This is a genomic window from Nostoc sp., assembly GCF_036919675.1.
Classification (GTDB): domain Bacteria; phylum Cyanobacteriota; class Cyanobacteriia; order Cyanobacteriales; family Nostocaceae; genus Nostoc.
Genome location: NZ_JBALCP010000114.1, coordinates 72,636 through 93,377, shown reverse-complemented (window position 1 = coordinate 93,377; position 20,742 = coordinate 72,636). Strand labels below are relative to the sequence as shown.

Sequence of the window (20,742 nt, the reverse complement as noted above, 5' to 3'; positions counted from 1 at the left end):
TAAGAATTTTTTTAAGGGTAAAATTTTTTATAAAGTGTGAGACAATTAAATTATTACTGCAACGGCAATTACTGAAACTCCAAGTAATGAGTGAAATACCTGACATTAAAGATGAGGTTTGCCGCACAGCCTTACTAATGGCAGTTAAACGTGCAATAGAAACCGATAGGTCTGACCATCTATTTGATGATTCACTAGCAGCACAATTAGTTGGAGAAACAGGACAAGCTTGGAGAGAAAAATGGGAACAAGAGGATAGTGTCAACTCCCTTGGTAGAGCGCTTCGTATCCAGTTTGTTGCAGTGCGTACTCGGTTTTTCGATGACTTTATCTTGTCTGTGTTGCCCGAAATTAATCAAATAGTCTTTTTAGGAGTTGGCTTAGACACAAGAGCGTTTCGTCTGCCTTTCCCACCTGAGACTCGTTTGTACGAGCTAGATTTACCAGAATTGATTCAGTACAAGGAAGCAATCCTGCAAGATAAACAAGCCAAGTGTCATCGCTATGCGATCGCTGCTGACTTAACGCAGCCTTGGTCACATTTGCTTTTACAACAAGGCTTCAAGGTTGGAGTCCCCACACTTTGGCTAATAGAAGGGCTATTGATGTACTTGAACGAGGCAGAAATTCATGAATTACTCAAAACCATTAGCTACTTAAGTGCAGATGGCAGCTACTTGGGGGCTGATTTGGTCAGTGTCAAGTCGTGGCGGGTTGGCTCTCAACACCAGAATGGCTTGATTAGCAAGCATTGGCGTTTTGGCACAGACGAACCAGAACAATTATTTGCCGATCATGGTTGGAATGCTTCAATTATCCAACCAGGGGAAATTAGAGCAAATTATGGTCGATATGCTGTAGATTTAACCCCAAGAGAAATTAAAGGTGTGCGGCGTTCTTTTTTGGTTACGGCAAAGAAGGAAGAAGTAACTGTGCAACAGCTTTTAAATATAAAATGATACTTAAATTAAGGCTTTTGTTCCATAAGATTTCTATCAGAAAACCAAAAAACTACACCATAGTTTAAGTAAGCTACAATTTGCATTAAAGTTAGAAACGACAAATGCTTGCATGATTTTCAGTATCTCCTCGTCTCCGATTGAGAACTTAATCCGCGAGCTGACTTTTCCTGTTAAGTCATGAAACAACGAAATAGCAAGGGTTTCATCCTATATATATTCTCAATAAACTAATTTTAATGACAATTTATCACGAGAGAATAGGGCTTTAGGCTAGGGGTATAGTAAGCGAGCGCTCCATGAGGGAGATAACAGGAAAAGTCAGAATCCGTGAGAGATTAAGACAAAATTATTTTTTTCAACTAGTAATAATGATTAAGCTTTGCTGATATAGCAAGTATTAAATTAATCTTTGTACTGGATTTTGAAGCAAGAATGTATCATGCTTTAATTGTGCTGCGATCGCTTTTTACTGATGAAGGAGAAAGAGTGATACCTGCACTGGGCTACGCCTACCTATGTTATAATTAGATAGTTGTTTTTCCAGCGATTAGCTATGACAACAGAAATATTAAAATCTGTTGAACCTACCCTTTATGAAAAAGATTATTATTTATGGGTAGAAACAACGCTTAAACAATTAGAAAACAAAGATATTGAAAATTTAGATTGGCAACATCTAACAGAAGAAATTGAAGCTTTGGGAATTGAACAAAGACGAAAAGTAGAAAGTTACTTAAAACAATTATTAATTCATCTTTTACTTTATCGTTATTGGGAAACTGAAAAAGAAGATTGTCAACGAGGTTGGCAAATAGAAATAACTAATTTCCGTGATGAGCTAGAATTTTCTTTTCGTTCCAAAACACTTTATAACTATTCTCTTAACTGCTTAGGTGCAGTTTATATTAAAGCCAGAAGACAAGCAATTCAAAAAACAGGTTTAACGCCTGAGATTTTCCCAGAACAATGCCCTTTTACTCCTGAAGATATTTTTAACAGTGAGTACTTCCCACAATAAAAGTGATTTTATGTCACTTTTTGTGAAAATGAAGGTAATAAGAGAGCGATCGCTTGTCTATCGTGAATGAGTGTAGGGGTAAAGCGTCATATGAGCAATGCCCTTTACCCCTACGTTTTGGATGTGGATGGAGCGATTGCTTTCGGGCGTGGAATCAAGGGGCAGTCATATTTAGATGAGGTAAGCTAATTGACAAAGTGCGACGCCGAATAGCCCGCACTTCTCTACGAAACGCTCTTGCTAGCAAGATCTCCGTAGGGGTACGACAAGCTACTTCGACTGCGGCTCCATCGAGCGAAGCTGAGATGCTCAGTACAAGTCCGTGACCATCGTAGACATCGCTTTTCCATGAAGATGTGAGCCGCTCATTTTGGGGAATAGAATCCAATCGAATATCAACACTGTTGAAATAGCTCCTTAAAGCTTTTTGAGGCTGCTTCAGGTTTGGCAACAATCTCGACAAGTTTATTGCGTGCATCTGCTTCAAACAGCGCCTCAACAGCAACTTGGGCGACTTTTTGCCTGGGGATGCTACCGTCGAACAGTGTATCAGCACTCTGCATGACGATCGCGTCGAGGTTATCTTCATTCTTCAACCCACCAGGTCGCACAATCGTATAGGTAAGGCCACTTTTCTGGATATACTCTTCAGCTTGTTTTTTCCACACTAAAATCAGCCAAAACAAGTTCAGCGGATGGAAAAACTGGGAAGTACACAATGAAGAAACGAAGACAAAATGGTCAATTCCCTTTACCTTAGCAGCATCTACTAAATTTTTAGTCCCTTCAAAATCCACCTTATAGGGGCCAGTGGGGTCAAAGCTAGGTTTTGCCCCACTAGCAACCAACAGAACTGTGCTATCTCCCAACCCAGCAGTCAGACTTTCTGGTTGTAAAACGTCGCCTACCACCAATTCGACTTCAGGAGACAGAATACCCCTGGCTTTCTCTACATCCCTCACCAAGGCTCGGACGGGAATATTCCGCGCTATTAATTCTTGCACAATCCGGCGACCTGTTTCACCCGTTGCCCCTGCTACAAATGCTTTCATGAGAAATGCTATCCTGGGAAACTATTGTGTGCTTGTTTAGTTCTTTATTTTAGTAATTCTATGGAGGTAATGGCAGATTAATGAGGTTTCGGTCAAAATCGGATCTGAATGCGAAATCACCCAGGCGCATGGGGAATTATTAATATAGATGAACGCCAAAATATACAGTAATGCATTTATGCTTTCAACAAAAGGCGAATATAAATCCTGGGAAATAACAGAAGCAGTTTTACCTCTAGCGTCCAGTCAAGAAGAAGCTGAGGACACATTAACAGAAGAAAATGTAGCGACGCTTACAAAATTTTCTGGTCGTTATCAAGATTTTATGGAAATGCCTGCCCCAGCCCAGAAGGTTGCTGAGTATCTCAATGCTCACGCCTCATGGTTTTGTCGTTGCGCTGAACCCATGAAGGTACAATTACTTGGGGAAAATGGCTATGCTTTAGTAATTGGTCGTTTTGGTGCTTTTGGTTATGAAGTAGAACCGAAAATTGGTTTGGAATTGTTGCCCCCAGAGGAGGGTATTTACCGCATCCGTACAATCCCCATCCCTGATTACCATCCGCCTGGTTACGACGTAGACTATCGGGCATCTCTACAGTTAATAGAAAACAATGCTTGCAGTAGCATTGGCGAGGTTACCAGAGTTGAATGGGAATTGGATTTAATGGTTTCTTTGCACTTTCCCAGGTTTATTCAGCGATTACCCAAGTCTATAATTCAATCTACAGGCGATCGCTTACTTAACCAAATCGTCCGCCAAGTCTCCCGCCGCTTAACTCGCAAAGTTCAGGAAGATTTTCATAAATCTTTGGAAATACCCTTTGCTGCTAATTCTAAGCAAAAGCAGTGATTCAACAGTTATTTTTTGTCATTTGTCAAAAATTAGTGACAAATGACAAACTACTACTTAATCTATGCTTGAGTCAGAATTCTTTGGACAATTTGCACGCCAGTAACAGCCTGCCAAGCAAAAAGTCCCAAAAGGATAGAATTCAACAAAATGTGAGTTGCACGCGCCCAATTTGCCCCTTTCTGCATATAAGGAGACAAAGCAGCAGAAAATGCAATCAAACTCATCATACCCAGCCCTGCTAGTAGGTGAGATCCGAAAAATAACTTACCATTATTGATGTAAGTGACAGCCATTGCAGCGATCGCACCTGTCACCATCAAAGCTAGGAGTATAGACCCCATTTGGTAGTGTCTGACGTTATATCTACCTTTAATCAGTTCTTTCTTTTCTTCCCCCTTAGCATTTCTGGTATGCTGTACTTGCAGCCCCAAGTAGGCAGCATAAATTGAGAGTGCTAATAGTGCCCACATGAGCACCGGATGAATGAAGTTCAGCCAATATTTAATTGATGGAGTAAGTTGCAGACTCATCGTGTTCTCGCCTAATATATTAAATCTTCATAAAAATTAGCATAACTCTAGTTTCTGTGGTTAAAGCTGCACAGAGTAAAAGAGAATAAGGAAAATTCTATTCTCCCATCTCCCCTACTATTTTGCTTCGCCCTCTTGCCAAAGTGGATAAACAATCTCAGACTGAATTTTAAGGGTAGACGAACAAAACCCCCTGTGTGGGATCTTCATCCATGACTGAAAACAACGATACTTTGCTGCTGAAAGCTGCTAAAAGTGGTGATATTAAGGGGCTATGTGCGCTACTAGGTGCTGGTGCCTTGGTGGACACGTGCGATCGCCAAGGCACGACGGTGTTAATGTTTGCTGCCAATTTAGGCTATACCGAAATTGTGCGATCGCTGCTGGATGCTGGGGCAAATATCAACTTGAAAAGAAAACTCTATGGTTTGACAGCTTTGATGTTGGCAGCTAGTGCCAAACAGTTTGACATTGTGCAGCTTTTACTATCCAAAGGTGCTGATGTAAATGCCACTAATGAAGATGGCAGCACAGCTTTAATGGCAGCAGTACTCAAAGGCCATGTAGATGTAGTGCGAGTCTTATTGGCTGCTGGGGCGAAGGTGAATATCAAAGATAAAGATGATGATACTGCCTTGAAACTCGCCGTTAAGCAGGGACAAATAGAAGTTATAAAAGCAATTCTCCAAACTGGTGTTGATATCAATGATCAGGAGGGTGAGACACTCTTAACATTAGCGGCAGACTTGGGACATCTGGAGATTGTGGAAGCACTGCTAGCAGCAGGGGCTGATGTGAATGTGAAAAACGCTGATGGTGGAACTGCCCTATCGGCAGCAGCAGCAGCGGGACACAGTGAGATTGCAGCAGCTTTACTAGATCGAGGTGCCGAGATTAATCTCCAAGATCAAGATGGTGAAACTGCCCTACACCTTGCCGTTGTGGAAGGCTACATTGATGTCGTACTAGTATTACTTAAGAGGGGTGCAGATGCCCAAATTAGGAACCACCTGGGTGATACGCCACTGCTTGTAGCAGCATTGCAGGGACATAGCCAAATTGTCGAGGCACTGCTGCGTTCTAGGGGAGATATTAATGGTAAAAATCTTGGTGAACTACCTTTGACATTGGCTGCATCACAAGGACACACCCAAACAGTGAAAGTGTTGCTAGACTATGGTGCTGATGTCAAGACACCGGGTGATGATGGCAAAACTGCTTTGATCAAGGCAACCGAACGCAAGCACACAGAGATTATACATTTGCTGCTGGCAAAGGGGGCAGATGTGAATTTTCAAGACTCAGCCAGGGCAACATCTTTGATGTGGGCTGCCTCAGCAGGTTATGACGAAATCGTGCAGGTATTACTCCAAGCTGGGGCAGATGTGAATTTGAAAAACCGTGGTGGTTATACTGCTTTGATGATTGCAGAATTTAATGGTTACAAGAATGTGGTGCGGAGTCTACAAAAAGCTGGGGCGCAAGAATAGCCATCTGAATTCTGAATTTAAAATATTTTTATAAATATCTTGACAAATCATTAAATGAAGGTTATTAACTTAAATACCAAGGAATTTGAAAACAAACAAGTCTAGACCTGAGAAATAAACAAAGCAAAACTCCGTCGTTGCTGTTGTGAACTTGCTACGGCGGAGAAAGGAAAAATAAAAACGCCAAAACGGAGCAGGCCAAATGCTTGCGTCACAAGGATAGAAAGAAAGCAAAAATGAAGAAGTAAATTTACCTTTTACTTTTTACCTTGTACATTTTACCTTTTACCTGGTCTCCCCCTCGGCGTTTCCTACTGTGCTAGATGTGCAAAATATATAGTTTTTACTTGAACAGAAAAGTATTCTAAGGATCATTTTTTATGTATCATCCTAAAGGCTAAACACAAACGATTCACTAAAAAAGGTTGATGTGCGTCCATTTGGGCGATCGCTACAGAAAGTCAAAGAAAAAATAATTGAAGAAGAATTTACCTATTCAGAATCTAGGAATCAGAATCAAGAAGTCAAGGGACTCGCTACCGCTGGCTATCAGTGGGGGACTCAGACCCACCACTAGGAAAGTTGACCACCAAATCATAGATTTGGTGGGGGTGGCAAGAGTAGCCACTGCGTTGGGCAAGGCAATGCCCTTCTCACATTGCCAGAGGCTAGCGCCTGCCGTAGAATGCCCGAACGCAAGAGCGTCTCCTGTCTTGAGAAGGGCTGTAGGGAGAAGCAAGTGGCGTGAGGGTGCGCCCCAGTGCGGGTAGGATAGTTTTATTATGGGTAAATGACTATAAAATTTGCAGAACAACTAGTGTCATATCATCAGTGTTTTGCTTATCAGCACCGATGAATTGCTGAACTTGGTCAAATAGGTAATCCACAATCTCCTGTGGGCCATTGCAGTACTTGCAAGCCGTATTGAAGCCAGTGACAAAGTTGTCTTCATCGAAGCGATCGCCACCAGCGGCAGCGGCATCGGTCAAGCCATCTGTATAGTAAATAATTGTATCCCCAGGCTCTAACTGTGCCTGTGCATCTTCATATTGGCTGTTAGCATCCAAACCGATTAACATTCCTAAAGTATCTAAACGGCTAACAGTTTTCGTGGCTGCGTGCCACCACAAGGGAGGATTGTGTGCCGCATTACTATAAGACAAAATTCGGCTATAGGGGTTATATTCTGAGTAAAATAGCGTTACAAAACGCTGGGAATTATCCAAATCTGCATACATAACTCTATTTAAGTTTTGCAGAATTCCTGCTGGGGAATTACCATGTAGCACTTCTCCCCGTAGCATTCCCCGCATCATCGTCATAATCAGCCCAGCGGGGACACCTTTGCCCATGACATCTCCTATAACCAAACCCCAGCGACTAGTTTCCGTGCTGCCTTTGGTCTTGGGCTGAATCTTATTGTGATTGGTAGCAATAAAGTCGTAGTAGTCTCCGCCAACGCGATTGGCAGGTTTACAACGTGCCGCCAGGACAGCACCAGGGATTATGGGGCATTGACGTGGCAGAAGTCGCCGTTGAATTTCTGCGCCAATTTCTAGTTCTTGGTCTAGGCGTTCTTTTTTTCTTAATTCTACAGCTAGTTCATCGTTTTCGATCGCTACTGCTGTTTGGTCTGCCACTAACCTAACTAACTTTTGCCTAGTTTCTGTCCAACTATATTCTGGATCGCGGCTCAAGACATAGAGCCATCCCCGTTCTGTATGCTTCACCAGAATCGCCGTACCAAAGATTTGCACATCTGGCCCCAAATAGCGATGCATCTGGTCATCCAAAATCCTCGTGGCATTCGTTAGAGGGGCAGTATTGGGCATAAGTGTGATTTGACTGCTGGCTATTTCTAGCGCTTTGCGGATATTTTTTCGCTGACGACTATCTTGCCAATGTAACTGCTCTAACCTGACTTGACCATTAGGTTTGTAGAGGAACAGGGCGCTACCGTCTGCATCTGTCACTCTTGTTGCCATCAGCGGGATCAGTTCCAAAAACTGATTCAAATTATTGAAACTTCTCAGGGCAAATCCTAAAGAACTTAGCAAATCTTGAATTTTGTTCTGTTCCCGGTGTAACCTTGCCACGAGTTCTTTGAGTGCCACGACTGGTGTGACATCCGTCGCGGTACTACTATTGTTGTCAGTGGGTTGAGAGGGCAGTTGAGACACAGGCACAGGTACTATTGCACTTTATATTGGCAGATTTTAGATTACTTATAAATCTTTTGGCTTTGGCATTGCTAAACCATATTTAGACAAGACTTGTCACTTTAGCAAGAGTATAAAGACGTAACAGGCAACTTTTATGAGTATTTTATTTGCTTATTATATTTTTGATGGAAAATTAGTAATTTAAAATCATGTATTTTTAGTCAAAACCCTACCCGTAAAAATTACTAGTTTCGGTGATAATTAAGAAAATTTTTCATTTTTTCATAACTTAATTCCCAAAGCATATCTCTAAAGTAATAAAAATACTTTATTCAAAGAATAATTTATAACGTTTTCAGAGTCACTATTTGGGCAGAGACAACTAGGAGACTAGAAGTCTTTTTAGTGAAAACCTCTATAAGCGCTAAAATCGAGCTTGGTTTGGGAAAAAACAGACTTACATTCATTCCCAAACCTGAGAATATATAAATAAGTCTTCAAATACTTAATTTGTATCCTATAATTGCCGGAATAATCGCCAATATTGAGCTTTTTCATTTTGAATTTATCGTTTTGCAAATTTTGACTTGCTCAATATACAAAAATTAAACCCAAGGAAACGGGATAAAAGTGAGATAACTTAATCTTTTGAGCCAGTGGTAACAGACTTAAAGCATTAGCCTGTAATTGATTTTAGGTGGGAGTCATTTGGTAAGTGTAAGATATGAATACAAGAGATGACACTAAATCTAGAAAAATCTTCTCCAAGAACTTTAAGTCAAAAGCCAGAAAGAGTGTTGTCATTTAACTATCAGAGTTCAAACCTCTCAATTTACTACAAAAAATATTTGTGATACTTTTGCAAGTAATATCTGAGAATGCACCTGGGAGTGTTGAACCAGCTTACTTACACCAATTCGCTTTTTGAGTCCACAGTGGACGATTCTCCGAAGTTCTGATGGTCGGAAGCCGTCCTTTTCCTGAGGTCAGTGCTGGGCAAACATCTGACGCTCGTACTCCTACTCTTAAGTAAGTTACGTGCAGCCTGTACCTCTTTCGACTCGCTAACGCAGTTGCTTCAAGTCGCCATAGCCAATACCAGTCACTTGTGGAGGAAAACCCTCCCGCAGTGCTGGACTCACCCGCGCTGGCTCCCCAACGCACTACTCATTGCTCAGACTGCTGTCCTCCCACAATAAATAGTTGTATTTATGGGGGTAAGCGTCTCGACTGCCATTTAAATTGCTGCAAGATGCGAGTTTACGGGCTTTTATGTGTCGCAACTAAATGCCCGCTGCTACATTTAAAAAGCCCATTCAGGGCGTGAAAAAGGGCATTAACTTGAAATTTTAGCAAGAGTTACCCATCTATTGTGGCAAACTCATGATTTTAGGACTTGAGCTGTTTCCAGTATTTTGTTTCTAATTAGTTCAAGTGATAATACCAGATCAGTCAGCCCTAAATTTATCAGTTTGTCAAGAAAAATTTTTAACTATAAATTTTTCAACTAGCCACTCAAGAGAGCTTCGACAAACTCATAGCTAGAAAAGGGGCGCAGGTCTTCAATTCCTTCGCCAGCACCAATAAAGCGAATGGGTAAACCTAGCTGCTGCACAACGGCAAGGGCAACACCGCCTTTGGCAGTGCCGTCCAGTTTGGTTAAGACAACGCCACTTAGTTGGGCAGCTTGGGAGAAAACTTCGGCTTGGCGCAGTCCATTTTGACCTAAAGTGGCATCTAAAACCAACAGAGATTCTACTTTGGCATTTGGGGCTTTTTTGTCGATAATTCGGCGGATTTTGCTGAGTTCGTCCATTAAATTTTTCTTGTTTTGCAATCGCCCAGCTGTATCTACCAAAAGTAATTCTGTTTGACGCGCTTGGGCGGCAGCGATCGCATCAAATACAACTGCTGCCGGATCTGTATTTTTCCCAGGATTGGCAATTACTTCTACACCACTTCTACTACCCCAAACCTTGACCTGTTCCACGGCAGCGGCACGGAAGGTGTCTGCTGCCCCAATCAAGCATTTATAACCAGATTTTTGTCCCAAGTGGGCAATTTTGCCGATGGTGGTGGTTTTACCGGCACCATTCACCCCAGTGATTAACCAAATATTTAAGGTTTCTTTTTCTAGGGTAAAGGTAGTTTTATGAGATATCTTGCTCGGTGCATCCAGCATATCCCGCAGGATTTTTTTCAGGTAAGCGATCGCTTCTTCAGGTGCGGTGACTTCTTCTCGAAGTTTTTTCTGTAGGGCATTGATAATAAAATCTGTCGCCTCTACACCCACATCAGCTTGCAGGAGCAATGCCTCAATTTCTGTCACAGCAGCTTGGTTAAGCGGCCCTTGACCGACGATCGCCTTTAGTTGGTTGAGGATGCTACGACGAGTTTTGTCTAACCCTTGCCGGAGCTTTTTCAGCCAGGTAATTTCTTCAATAGAAACGTCTTCTGGACTTCTACCTTGAGCTGCTAGGACTTTCGCTGACCAGACAAACCCATCATCAAATACTAGTCCAGGAATTTCCTCTCCTGTCTCTGAGGTTGCAGCTACTGGCTGTACTACCTCCGGTTCTGGAACTACAATGGCGGTGGCTATTAGTTGTTCCAGCTTGCCTTGCCGTTCTGCTGCCGCCCGTTCTAAGAAGGATAAGGTAGTTGGTGCTGTTGGCTGTGTTGCCTCTAGCGTAGCTGGTGGTTCGATGGGCGTTGGTTCAACTTCACTTGCCTTTATTTCTGGGCTTTTGACATCTGGCTCTTTACCAATTGCTGCTACTGAGGAATCTTCTGTACTTTCTTCCTGAGTAGCTGCTTGGATAACTTCTGGCTGTGCAGTTTCTACAATTGTACTAACAGGTTCCTCAATTGCTTCTGGTTCAGTGATTTCCGCAATTGCCGTTTTTGCGGTTTCAGGTTGTGCTGAATCAGGTGGGGTTTCTACTACCTCAGCTTGTTGTTTTTGCTGAATATTTTTGTAGGCAGCTTTAGCAAACGCCAATAAATCTGCCGTAGTGTCTGGTACAGTTTCAGCAGTTGGTGTTGACGTTTCGGCTGGCTCTGGTTGGGGTTCTTGTACCGCAGGAGTTTCTTCCTGTTTCTGATCAGAGGGAGTGTTAGAGGAATCGTTATATTGACGACGGAACCAATTAAAAACCATTGCAGCAATATTAGTTATATGAGTTATAAGTTATAAGTTATGAGTTTAATTTAACTTTGCACTTTTTCTTGGGGTGAAAACTTCCGGGTTATCCTCACCTTTCAACGCCAGTTTGAGAAGAATCGGTACAACAGAGGGTTCCTTCCGTTCGTGCAGTGTCTCACGCGACTTGACGCCAGTCCGCTCAAGTCGCCAGACCCGCCCACACGGCTGGCTCCTCTACTTGGGGAAACCCCTCTGAGCGAGTGGCTCCCCTTCTCACATTGCCAGAGGCTAGCGCCTGTCGTAGGATGCCCGAACGCAAGAGCGTCTCCTGTCTTGAGAAGGGCTGTAGGGAGAATCTCGGAGAAAGCTGCTTCTGCGGCTACAGACTTTTCTCTACGGCAGTATAGGAATTACGAATTACGTAGCAGTACTATGCTGTTTTTTTCTGCTCAGTGACTCGGCGCAAAACACCGTTAATAAACCGATGACCGTCGTCTCCACTGTAGCGTTTGGCTAGCTCCACAGCTTCGTTGATGGCAATACTATCTGGAACTCCTAAGAACTTCATTTCTGCCACAGCGATTTGTAAGATATCCCGGTCAATTTGGGCGAGGCGAGTTACTTGCCAATCTACTAAGGCACTAGAAAGGAGTTCATCTATAATGTGTCGATTTTCGTTGACGGTAATCACAAGCTCTTTAGCGTAATTCCGGACTCCTTTATCCTGATTAGCTAACTGAATCAATTCTGGGAAATCAACTGCTGTACCCAACTGATTGATTGCTGTCTGGGTACAGGCGATCGCCTCTTGAAGCATTGTTCTAGCACTATTGATGTCGGAAGCCCGAGTTTGGCTACTTAAGATGCGATCGTTACTGCGTTGCAGTTCACCCGCGGCATTATCAAGGGTATCTTGCACTTCTGAGGTCAGGGTGCGTACTGCTCCTAGCACCAACTTGGATACTAGTTGATCGTCTGCCAATTTATCTAATTTCTTTGGGTTAACTGGCAATTGGCTAAGGCTTAAAAGCGCTAATTCACGAGCAATTTGCTGGGGTTTACGAGGTTGCATAAAAATGAGAGGTGATTGTGCGAGAACTGATAACTAGGCGGGACAAACTTACAAGCCTATCAATTTTGGCACAGTCCAACAACAACATTACGCATTTGCTTGTGACTTTGCCAGATTGATTTTAAGTTTCTTCAACGGGAATAACCTGCTGCTTGATTTGGTCGTGTTTGACTTCCAATGTGGACTCTTTGGGGAAAACCAAGGACGTATTGGGGGCGACAATGCCACCTGATACAACTATTTTAAAGGCGTCTTCAATCGACATGGAGAGGTTCACCACTTCGTCTTCAGGAACGACTGCGTACCATCCGGTAGTCGGATTCGGGGTGGTGGGGATAAAAACACTTAGCACGGGGCGAGACATCTGGGCTTGGATATCACTGCTGATTGCACCAGTAACAAAGGCGATCGCCCAAATTCCTCGACGGGGATACTCTACCAAAATTACCCGGCGAAACTTGCCATTGGAATCTTTGAGTATTGTTTCTAAAAGCTGCTTCAGGGTTTTATATACCTGCCCTGCTAAAGGAATTGCCTGTAATAACCGCTCACCAAAATCTAGCAACCACCGCCCAGCAATATTGCGAGCCATCAAGCCCATCAATAAGATACTCAGTAGAGGTACAGCCAATCCTACTAATAAATTCAGTAAAATTACTAAAATTGGGTTTAAGCCATCAAAGGGATTCAGCTGTTTGGGAATTTGGGTGAGGAAGTTGATTACCCAAGTAGCAATGGTAATTGTCAGCCAGATAGTGGTTGCTAACGGAATTACTACCAACAAACCAGCAATCAGGTCGTTTTTTAAGTCCTGTTTTAGGCGATCGATTACCAAGCCCCGATTCTCCTGTTTTAAGCTAAACTTTTTTTATTGGTATCCATACCAGCATATTAGGGACTTCCAGTTAAAAAAACATCCCATCTCCGGGGCACAAGGCCTTACGCCCCTACAAATGTACAAATAATTTTGGATAATTTATTTTTTGTCAGTCCCTTAGTCAAATAGCAAAGGCTTTACTTGACAGCAGCTTCTGCCACAAGTAACTTTCCAAAACGCTAGCAGCTTGGCTGCTGCCGCCAAAACACATACTTGTTGCTGGAAATCAGCTATTTTCCTATAAGCATACACATAGATATTAACCAATCCGATGGCGACTGGTTATTCTCAGAGGATGTTACTTTTCTTTGTAAGACTTGTAAATGATTGTTGCAAGTCCTTAAGTATTAAGCTGTTCCACATTTAACTTGCTATAACAGCATTACCTTTATTTTTAACTCTCCGATGCCATTTAATAATTAATTGTCCTTGATTAAGCAGTCGGTCTAATAAATTCTTTAACTGCTCAACTGATTGAAATAATCGATGAGCAATATATTCTTTACCCGAATGCCACACTAACTCAATCAGATTATAATCGGGACTATAAGGCGGTAAAAAGTACAGTTGAATATTTGGTAAATTTGTTTCAAGTTCGGCTAGCATTGTTTTATTTTTGTGATAACTAGCATTATCTAAAACAATGAAAATTTTTGGATCTTTTTCAGTAAAATCTTCCGATTCATTATCCTGTTATACCCATTCTGGCTTTACCTGTTCATATAGTTGTTGTAATTGCTCGTAGAAAATATCACTGTTTCCTTTCTCTACAAAATAACAAATTCTTTTCCGGTGATTAAATCTGACAGCTCCCATGATATTGACTTTGCCACTACTCCGTTGTCCTGTAACTTTTTTGCTTTGGCCTTTTTGGCTCCAATTTTTCCGTCGAATTACTCTTAAGCTAAAACCTGACTCATCCCAAAACCAGACCTGAAGCTTTGCTGGGGAAGCTTTTGATACTTATATATATCCTCCTAACTTCTGTTTAAATGCTGCTCTTTTAGCTGGGTCTTGCTTCTCCTCCAAGCTATATTTTGCCCATAGGTAAATGAACTTTTTTTTAAGCAGTATCCTCCTTATTTGTTCTCCACTTAACTTTATTCTTGTTTGTTCGCTCAAGTAAGTTGCTAATCTAGCTGCTGTCCATCTACCAAATTCATACCCTAGCTCTGATGGTGGTTTTTCAATTGTTTCCATTAACAATTGAATATACTCATCCGTCGCTTTAGAATGATTTCCTTTCTCACGTTTATCCTTCAGACTTTCTATGTTGTCTGGATCACCATGCACGCACCAATATACTACTGTCCTCAATCCGCATCCGATAAACTCACTAATTTCTGCATAAGTCTTACCATCGTTCATCAGCAGCAACATTAGCGCTCTCTCTCTAAGTAACACACAATCATCTTCTCTGACTGCTTTTTGTAAGTTTTCTCTCTGTTCTTGGTTGAGGAATCCCTTGACTGCCATCATGCACAAACTGGAGTTTATCTTGTTGTTATTTTATGCGATTTAAATGTGGAATAGCTTACTAATCTACCGTGCTCAATCAAAAGCTGCTCATGATTGTGAAAGGAGCACCAGGTAAACTGAGGAATTATTTTATCTGGTCAGTCACTCATATTTGAGCCGGAGTGGCTTTTATGAAAATATTCTGTTAAAAATATTAATTTATTATGGTGGTTCTCGTTTAAGTGGAACACGCGATAGGAGTGTACAGCTAGCTGTGCACTCCTACTTCTAAATTCTGATTTTGCGATCGCGTCCCCGCTTACCGTAGACGATCGCTGCTTGAAATTGCAGTGCGTAATCCTTCTAAAATTTACGCAGAGGAGATCCCCCAACCCCCTTATAAAAGTTAGCTCTTAAGGTTTCCCTTTTTTTAAGGGGAGCCAGCTGCGTGGGCGGTGGGTCTCCCACGCCAGTCCTTTAGCGGGGGAACCGCCGCTTGCGGCTGGCTCGACTTGAGCGGACTGGCGTCAAGTGGCGTGCGTTATGAGGGATCTAGGTTTCAGGTTTTCAATGCGTAAGTCCTGCCTTGTAATCTCCAGTCCCCTTTACACCGCATCAGCCTATGTAGCTTCAGAATCCGCGCACTGCACCTGTTGTGTACTCTCTTGTGCCAGAATTACTGTTGCGTCTAAATTAGGTTTTGGTAAATACTTCATTTCCCAAACTTTGAGCAAAATCAGGTATTCGTAGAATGCCTGCAATGTACACCAAGCAAGTCCAGCACCTCCATCTAAACATCCGCCTAAGATAAAATACATATATACAAAGCGTAGCAACGGTCTGGCGGGTAAACGCAAAGACAAATCTTTAAGAGCACGGCGTTTTTCGATTTCCGATTTGCCAAAAAATAAATCTTGCCAGTTCACCTTTCCTTGTTCTAGTTGATACAATGTTTCTTGAGCTTCATCTGTAGAATAACGGTTATGTTTTTCAATCCAGCGGCTCAAGCCTTTGCTACAAGTGTAATGAGGGTATGTTTCTTTTAAAAAGCTAGTTGCACCCTCACAAACTTCCCGTTCAGTATGACCATAGTCTGTAAACCACACTTTACCGTAGCGGAAGAGGCGCATTTGGTAACGGGGATACTGTGTGCTGTAGCGAATCCAACGATTCATAAACATGACACGTTCAGCTACGTAGTAACCGATGTAGTGTAGATTCTGACTTACCTTTTCGCATTCCGCGAAAAGCTCTGGTGTCATGCGCTCATCAGCTTCGAGAATGTAAACCCATTCGTGCTTCGGGGGGATAGACTCTAACATCCAGGTACGTTGGCGTCCGTGGCTTTCAAAAGCGTGTTGGATAACGCGGATGGGATAGCAACTAGCGATTTCCACAGTGCGATCGCTACTGCATGAATCCACAACAATGATGTCATCCGATAGTATCGCCGATTCGATACAAGCAGCAATATCTAGCTCTTCGTTATATGTCAGTATGTAAATTGAGAACATTACCCAGGTTTTATAGCGATTTTACTAACTGATAATTGCCTTTTTATTGTTATTAGCTATTAGGCGCATGGCAGTATGGGCTGTCAACAATTATTGGATAGATCCTACTGCCATACTGATAGTGGATTAGCGGGCGGTAGCTCTAGGTTTAGCACCTTGTAAAGCACCTCTACCTCTTAAGCCTGTCCAGCCGATGATAATGTAACCAATGGACAACAGCAAACTGCTAATCCCAATCCGCAGTCCAGACTTCCAAGCAGCATCTTTAGCTTGTTGCTCTGCTTCGTCTCTGCGCTGGCGAACTTGGCTCAGTTGTTGATTTCGCAGTATCTGAGGATCTGTTTGTTGTTCGATAGCTTTGTCAAGTACTTGGGGATCTGTTTTAGCCTTCTTCAGTAACTCTTTTATATTTGCGGGAATTTGAGAGCTTTCAAGTGTTTGCTTATATTTTTGCTCATCTTTGAGGATTTCACTAAACTGAGCTTTGGTTTGGTTTCGCAACTGCTCTAGTTGAGCTTTTCCTTGGTCAGTATTCAGTTGTGCTTGCAATTGCGATAATCGATTGTTCAGTTGAATTTCTGCCTGATCTGCTTCTTGGGTGATGCGGTTGAGTGTTTGAGTCTTAGCTTGATTGACGTTATTAAGGTGCAGGGGAAAAATCAGCAAGAACATCAACCCCAAAATACTTGATAGGATCAGGGCGGGAAATCTTAAATCGATACCTTGGGGGCGATCGCTTGTGGTATCAGCACTATCAATCCAATAGGCAGCAAACAGAAGCCCCAAACCTACTAAAGGAACAATTCCCCGATCAACTAGCGCTGTTGCCAAGTTGATTTGCCATACCCGATCAGTAGGTTGAAAAGGTAACAATAGAATCAAAAAGTCAACGAAAAAGGACAAAATGCAGATTATTCCAACTACCTTAACTGTGAGAGCAGTGCTCACGGAAGCAAGACGGTTAACCATAATTTTTCAAACTTGTGGTGAATACGAGTGATTTTCATATTTCAAGCTACTTGAATATTGTGCCCATGACTGTGACTATTGTGTAGAAACACAAAGCAGATTCAATACTGGTCAAGGCTATCTGCTTCTTGGTTTTCAACTAGCCCAGAGTAACATTTGTTATGTACTGTGTCTTCAGGAAATCCCTGGTGTTTTAAGATACGAAGTTAATGCGGGACTGGGGAGTAGAATCTCACTGAAGCTAGATTTAGATCCCCGACTTCTTGAAGAAGTCGGGAATCTGGGCAGCAACTTTTGCTTAAGTAAGTACCATTCAGTTCTAGAGTCCGACTCATTTATTACCTTATCTTCCTCATCACCCTCATCTCCCCTGCAAGGGCTTGTTCCCAAATCGGCAGATCCTCCGGTCGGTCAACATCAGCTAAAGGCGACAAGTTCACATGTGATAAATTAAGTTTCAGGGCAATGTCAACGGTTTTCTGGAATAGTTAAGCAGTTCCCCACTCGCTGTTAACAAATAACTCCGGGATGGGTTGACGCAAACCAATTAAGTAATATCCACGATTGATCGCAGGACTAAGTACGAGGTCAAAGGTGGGTAACTTCTCAAACACTGTTGCTAGAATTTGGGCATTCACTCCAGGACAATCTGTGCCGATGATAATTACTTTTTCTGCTTCAGATAGAAAAGCATTTCTAAGCGATCGCGCCATCCGCAAACTGTCGATCCCCTTCACCTTGAGACTGGTAAACCAAATCCAACCCCAGCCAGTCTTACATGAGTTGCGAATCGCTACCTGCAAACCGCACTTCCACAGATATAGTAATGGCTTTTTACAATTCTTGAACCTGAAATATTGTATGTTCAGTCATCTGGCGTTAAAATTGGCAGCATCAATAGATCCCAAAGCAGGTATCAATTGGGTTTTTGTCTTACCTGGGTCTGGATAGCAAGTGAAAATAATCAGGTGCTGTTTTGCACTTGCTGGTAAGTTCAGCACGCAATATTTATTTAAATAAACTAAAAATATCTTAATAGCAATACTTGTTGTCATTAGCTGTAGCATGATCTTTGCCCATTCGCTTTGTTCCTAAAATCGTAGAAACAATCACACAACGCTTAACTTTACCACCATACTTAGTAGATAGTGTTATCCGTCCTAGCGGTGGTTTACTGACATTACCTTTGTAATCAAATTGGATTTGCTTGATGCCATTTGACTCTGGTAGAGTTGTTTCCTGATTATCTAAGTGCACATTGGAATCTAAGTTATTCCAGTTAGCAGCAGATGGGTTTACTGTAGCAGGATGAACCGCCCATTGAACGATACTGTTTTGTTCACGAAAGCTGACTTGCCAAGTCAATTTTTCCTTGGTAGCTTGCCTTTGGGCTTGGTGCATAGCAAGGTGAACTTCGTTTTGGGCAGTGTTGAGGCGTTGAGTTTCCACAAAAGCTAGCCAGTTAGGTATTCCCAGTGTGGCTAATATACCAATTAATACAACAACTACTAACATCTCTGGTAAGGTAAAACCACTGTTATAGTGCTTATTCAAGAGATTTTTTGCGTTAACTAGAGATCGTAAATGCATCTAGGTATCCATTTTTGTTTTCTGGTCGGTTTTTAGCTACCCAGATGTTGAGCAATGTTTCAGGTTCTTGGCTTCTTACTTCGCGCCGATTAGTAATACTGTAGAGTAAGGTGGGCAAGGTAAAAATTATGACAATTTTCAATAACAATTTTAAGGTGAAATTTATATTCTGAAGTCTTGAAGGGTCGTTAAGAAAATACTTCCACAGAAATCTAGCAGCTGCTAGAGCTTTTTGTCGATTAAACGGCTTTTGTAGGGCTTTGCAGGTCAAGTATTTATATAAATTTGCTAGGCTTATATTCCAACTATGCTTAAGTGTCGTTCGCGTAGCGTCTCGTAGAGAAGGTCTTTCTTTGTACGCTATCTTAAGCACTTGTAAGCAGGCTTTTTCCTGCCTAACAAGATTGGAAGAAAGTGAATTAGCACTTATGCGATATAAGATTTGTACAGATGGTACACATATAAAATCAAATTTAGAGGCTAATCGCAGCCACATATCCCAATCCTGAGCTGCACTTAGAGATTCATCAAAGCCACCTAATGTAATTAAAGCTTTTCTACAAATTAAGGGATTGGAACCATTCTCTAAAAAGTTATTTACTAATAAATTTTCATAAACATTTCCATTAACATTAATGCGCTTGCCTGAAAGTAGGAATTTACCATTTGGATTAATATAATCAGCCCAACTGTAAGCAACTTTTGCAGTAACGTCTTCTTGTAGAGCCTTGAATTGAGACTGAAGTTTATCAGGTGTCCAAAGATCATCTGCATCTAAGAAACTAACAAATTCTCCAACTGCAAGGTTTAGCCCTCGGTTACGGCTGACGTTCCCGCCAGCGTTTGGATAGGAAAATAATCTTATTCGGGAGTCTTGAATTTGTGTAATAACATCTACAGTCGAGTCTTGTGAACCATCATTTATTATAATTAATTCAAAGTTAGCAAAAGTTTGGTTTAAAACAGATTGAATTGTTTCTTTAATGGTTTTTTCACTATTGTAAGTTGGTATAATTACAGAGATTGCTGTTACATATACAGTTAATTTACTCATTTTCTATAGTTGTATTTTCTAATATTCTGTCTAACTTCAATTTTAGGGAATAAAAGGGACTCATCATACTAGCCAAGTAAAAATTAATTTCAAAAATTACGATTAAATTACTTTTTAATTGACCTCTATATTTAATGAGATGCTGTAATATCCTGTGTAAATTGCCCAAGATAGTTTTAACCAAAATTATTGGTTTTTGGGAATTTTTAGCATTTATCAGGCGTAGCTGGAAAATACACAAGCCACAGCCGCGTGCCAGAGTTAAGAGGTAATCTCTCTCAAGTCGCCAATGTGGTATTTGATGATAAGTATGCATACTAGGGTTATACCAAATTTGCCAGCCTCCATAATGTATATAAAGCAATGCTTCATAGTCATCACCCTGCACAAAAATGCCAGGCAACTTCCCGCTTAAAGTAGATCGTTGTGGTACATTTTCACACCATACTTGTTTCCGAACAACAAGCGCTGCGCCAGGAGGAAGTCTTAAATTAGCTGCATCAAACAAATGTGGATTTGAACCATGTTCTCTGATAGCTAAAAAAGCTTGAATTCTTTCAAAATTTTCTGGCGGCTTTACTTCAAAATCTCCATGAATCTGTCCACTCCAAGCACCTGCTTGAGGATGCTCTTTGCCAAAACTATAAGATTCTAAAATCCAATCAGATGCTAATAGATTATCATCATCTACGAATGCAATCAAGTCGCCTCTAGCTTCACTTATAGCCCGCATTCTTGCAAAGGGTATTCCTTGTTTCTTCTCGAAGAAGTACCTCAAACAAATATTTTGGCTATAAATTTTTTGATAATGTTCAATTACCTCCTTGGTATTATCATGGCTATTATTATCAATAATAATTATTTCCCAATTTAACTTTTCTATTCCCGTCTGCTTGAGTAGAAAATCTAAAACTTGAGGTAACCGCTTTGCACCATTATATGTAGGAATAGCCACGGTAAAATCTAGTTTTTCACTCATTGGATTCATGTATA

17 protein-coding genes and 2 pseudogenes are annotated in these 20,742 nt (G+C 41.6%); 5 read left to right on the top strand and 14 right to left on the bottom strand.

Going from position 1 to position 20,742, the window contains the following annotated elements:
* Positions 1–86: 86 nt before the first annotated feature.
* Complete coding sequence (locus V7K49_RS25525; protein ID WP_335208140.1) at positions 87–959, top strand: class I SAM-dependent methyltransferase; 873 nt, start codon at positions 87–89, stop codon at positions 957–959.
* Between the two features lie 556 nt (positions 960–1,515).
* Positions 1,516–1,980, top strand: coding sequence for a DUF29 domain-containing protein (locus V7K49_RS25520; protein WP_335208139.1), 465 nt, complete (start codon positions 1,516–1,518; stop codon positions 1,978–1,980).
* A 154-nt stretch (positions 1,981–2,134) separates the two neighbouring features.
* Here V7K49_RS25520 and V7K49_RS25515 read toward each other — a convergent pair whose 3' ends face one another.
* Complete coding sequence (locus V7K49_RS25515; protein WP_335208138.1) at positions 2,135–2,368, bottom strand: hypothetical protein; 234 nt, start codon at positions 2,366–2,368, stop codon at positions 2,135–2,137.
* Between the two features lie 7 nt (positions 2,369–2,375).
* Entirely contained in the window at positions 2,376–3,032 is a 657-nt protein-coding gene (locus V7K49_RS25510) for an NAD(P)H-binding protein (RefSeq protein ID WP_335208137.1), read from the bottom strand.
* Between the two features lie 178 nt (positions 3,033–3,210).
* Between V7K49_RS25510 and V7K49_RS25505 the strand changes: the two genes are divergently transcribed.
* Positions 3,211–3,885 (top strand): DUF1997 domain-containing protein, encoded by a 675-nt coding sequence (locus V7K49_RS25505; protein WP_335208136.1) that lies wholly within the window; start codon positions 3,211–3,213, stop codon positions 3,883–3,885.
* A gap of 62 nt (positions 3,886–3,947) precedes the next feature.
* Here V7K49_RS25505 and V7K49_RS25500 read toward each other — a convergent pair whose 3' ends face one another.
* A complete protein-coding gene (locus V7K49_RS25500) occupies positions 3,948–4,418 on the bottom strand; it encodes a DUF4079 domain-containing protein (RefSeq protein ID WP_334868328.1) in 471 nt (156 codons plus the stop codon).
* A gap of 212 nt (positions 4,419–4,630) precedes the next feature.
* Here V7K49_RS25500 and V7K49_RS25495 point away from each other — a divergent pair, with 212 nt between their 5' ends.
* Both V7K49_RS25495 and V7K49_RS25490 read left to right on the top strand, forming a co-directional pair.
* On the top strand, positions 4,631–5,908 hold the full coding sequence (locus tag V7K49_RS25495) for an ankyrin repeat domain-containing protein (RefSeq protein WP_335208135.1): 1,278 nt from the start codon (positions 4,631–4,633) through the stop codon (positions 5,906–5,908).
* 430 nt (positions 5,909–6,338) lie between these two features.
* Positions 6,339–6,485 (top strand): hypothetical protein, encoded by a 147-nt coding sequence (locus V7K49_RS25490; protein WP_335208134.1) that lies wholly within the window; start codon positions 6,339–6,341, stop codon positions 6,483–6,485.
* A gap of 217 nt (positions 6,486–6,702) precedes the next feature.
* Here V7K49_RS25490 and V7K49_RS25485 read toward each other — a convergent pair whose 3' ends face one another.
* The 11 genes and pseudogenes from V7K49_RS25485 to hpsE all read right to left on the bottom strand — a co-directional run bounded on the left by V7K49_RS25485 (position 6,703) and on the right by hpsE (position 20,728).
* Positions 6,703–8,094: a PP2C family protein-serine/threonine phosphatase gene (locus V7K49_RS25485; protein WP_335208133.1), complete on the bottom strand. Its 1,392-nt coding sequence runs from the start codon at positions 8,092–8,094 to the stop codon at positions 6,703–6,705.
* Positions 8,095–9,577: 1,483 nt separating this feature from the next.
* Positions 9,578–11,230, bottom strand: coding sequence for a signal recognition particle-docking protein FtsY (gene ftsY, locus V7K49_RS25480; protein ID WP_335208132.1), 1,653 nt, complete (start codon positions 11,228–11,230; stop codon positions 9,578–9,580).
* A 415-nt stretch (positions 11,231–11,645) separates the two neighbouring features.
* On the bottom strand, positions 11,646–12,287 hold the full coding sequence (gene nusB, locus V7K49_RS25475; RefSeq protein WP_335208130.1) for a transcription antitermination factor NusB: 642 nt from the start codon (positions 12,285–12,287) through the stop codon (positions 11,646–11,648).
* A 121-nt stretch (positions 12,288–12,408) separates the two neighbouring features.
* Positions 12,409–13,122: a DUF502 domain-containing protein gene (locus V7K49_RS25470; RefSeq protein WP_442942266.1), complete on the bottom strand. Its 714-nt coding sequence runs from the start codon at positions 13,120–13,122 to the stop codon at positions 12,409–12,411.
* Between the two features lie 405 nt (positions 13,123–13,527).
* A pseudogene (locus V7K49_RS25465) lies at positions 13,528–14,640 on the bottom strand (IS630 family transposase).
* A gap of 602 nt (positions 14,641–15,242) precedes the next feature.
* Entirely contained in the window at positions 15,243–16,136 is an 894-nt protein-coding gene (locus V7K49_RS25460; protein WP_335208129.1) for a glycosyltransferase family 2 protein, read from the bottom strand.
* Between the two features lie 126 nt (positions 16,137–16,262).
* Entirely contained in the window at positions 16,263–17,105 is an 843-nt protein-coding gene (gene hpsJ-B / locus V7K49_RS25455; protein ID WP_335208127.1) for a hormogonium polysaccharide biosynthesis protein HpsJ, read from the bottom strand.
* 338 nt (positions 17,106–17,443) lie between these two features.
* Positions 17,444–18,106, bottom strand: a pseudogene (locus V7K49_RS25450) (TIGR04282 family arsenosugar biosynthesis glycosyltransferase).
* Between the two features lie 31 nt (positions 18,107–18,137).
* Positions 18,138–18,695: a type II secretion system protein gene (locus V7K49_RS25445; protein ID WP_335208126.1), complete on the bottom strand. Its 558-nt coding sequence runs from the start codon at positions 18,693–18,695 to the stop codon at positions 18,138–18,140.
* A complete protein-coding gene (locus V7K49_RS25440; RefSeq protein WP_335208124.1) occupies positions 18,673–19,749 on the bottom strand; it encodes a glycosyltransferase in 1,077 nt (358 codons plus the stop codon). The genes V7K49_RS25445 and V7K49_RS25440 overlap by 23 nt, the downstream gene beginning before the upstream one ends.
* A complete protein-coding gene (hpsE, locus tag V7K49_RS25435) occupies positions 19,742–20,728 on the bottom strand; it encodes a hormogonium polysaccharide biosynthesis glycosyltransferase HpsE (protein ID WP_335208122.1) in 987 nt (328 codons plus the stop codon). Before hpsE ends, V7K49_RS25440 begins: the two co-directional genes overlap by 8 nt.
* Positions 20,729–20,742: the final 14 nt, after the last annotated feature.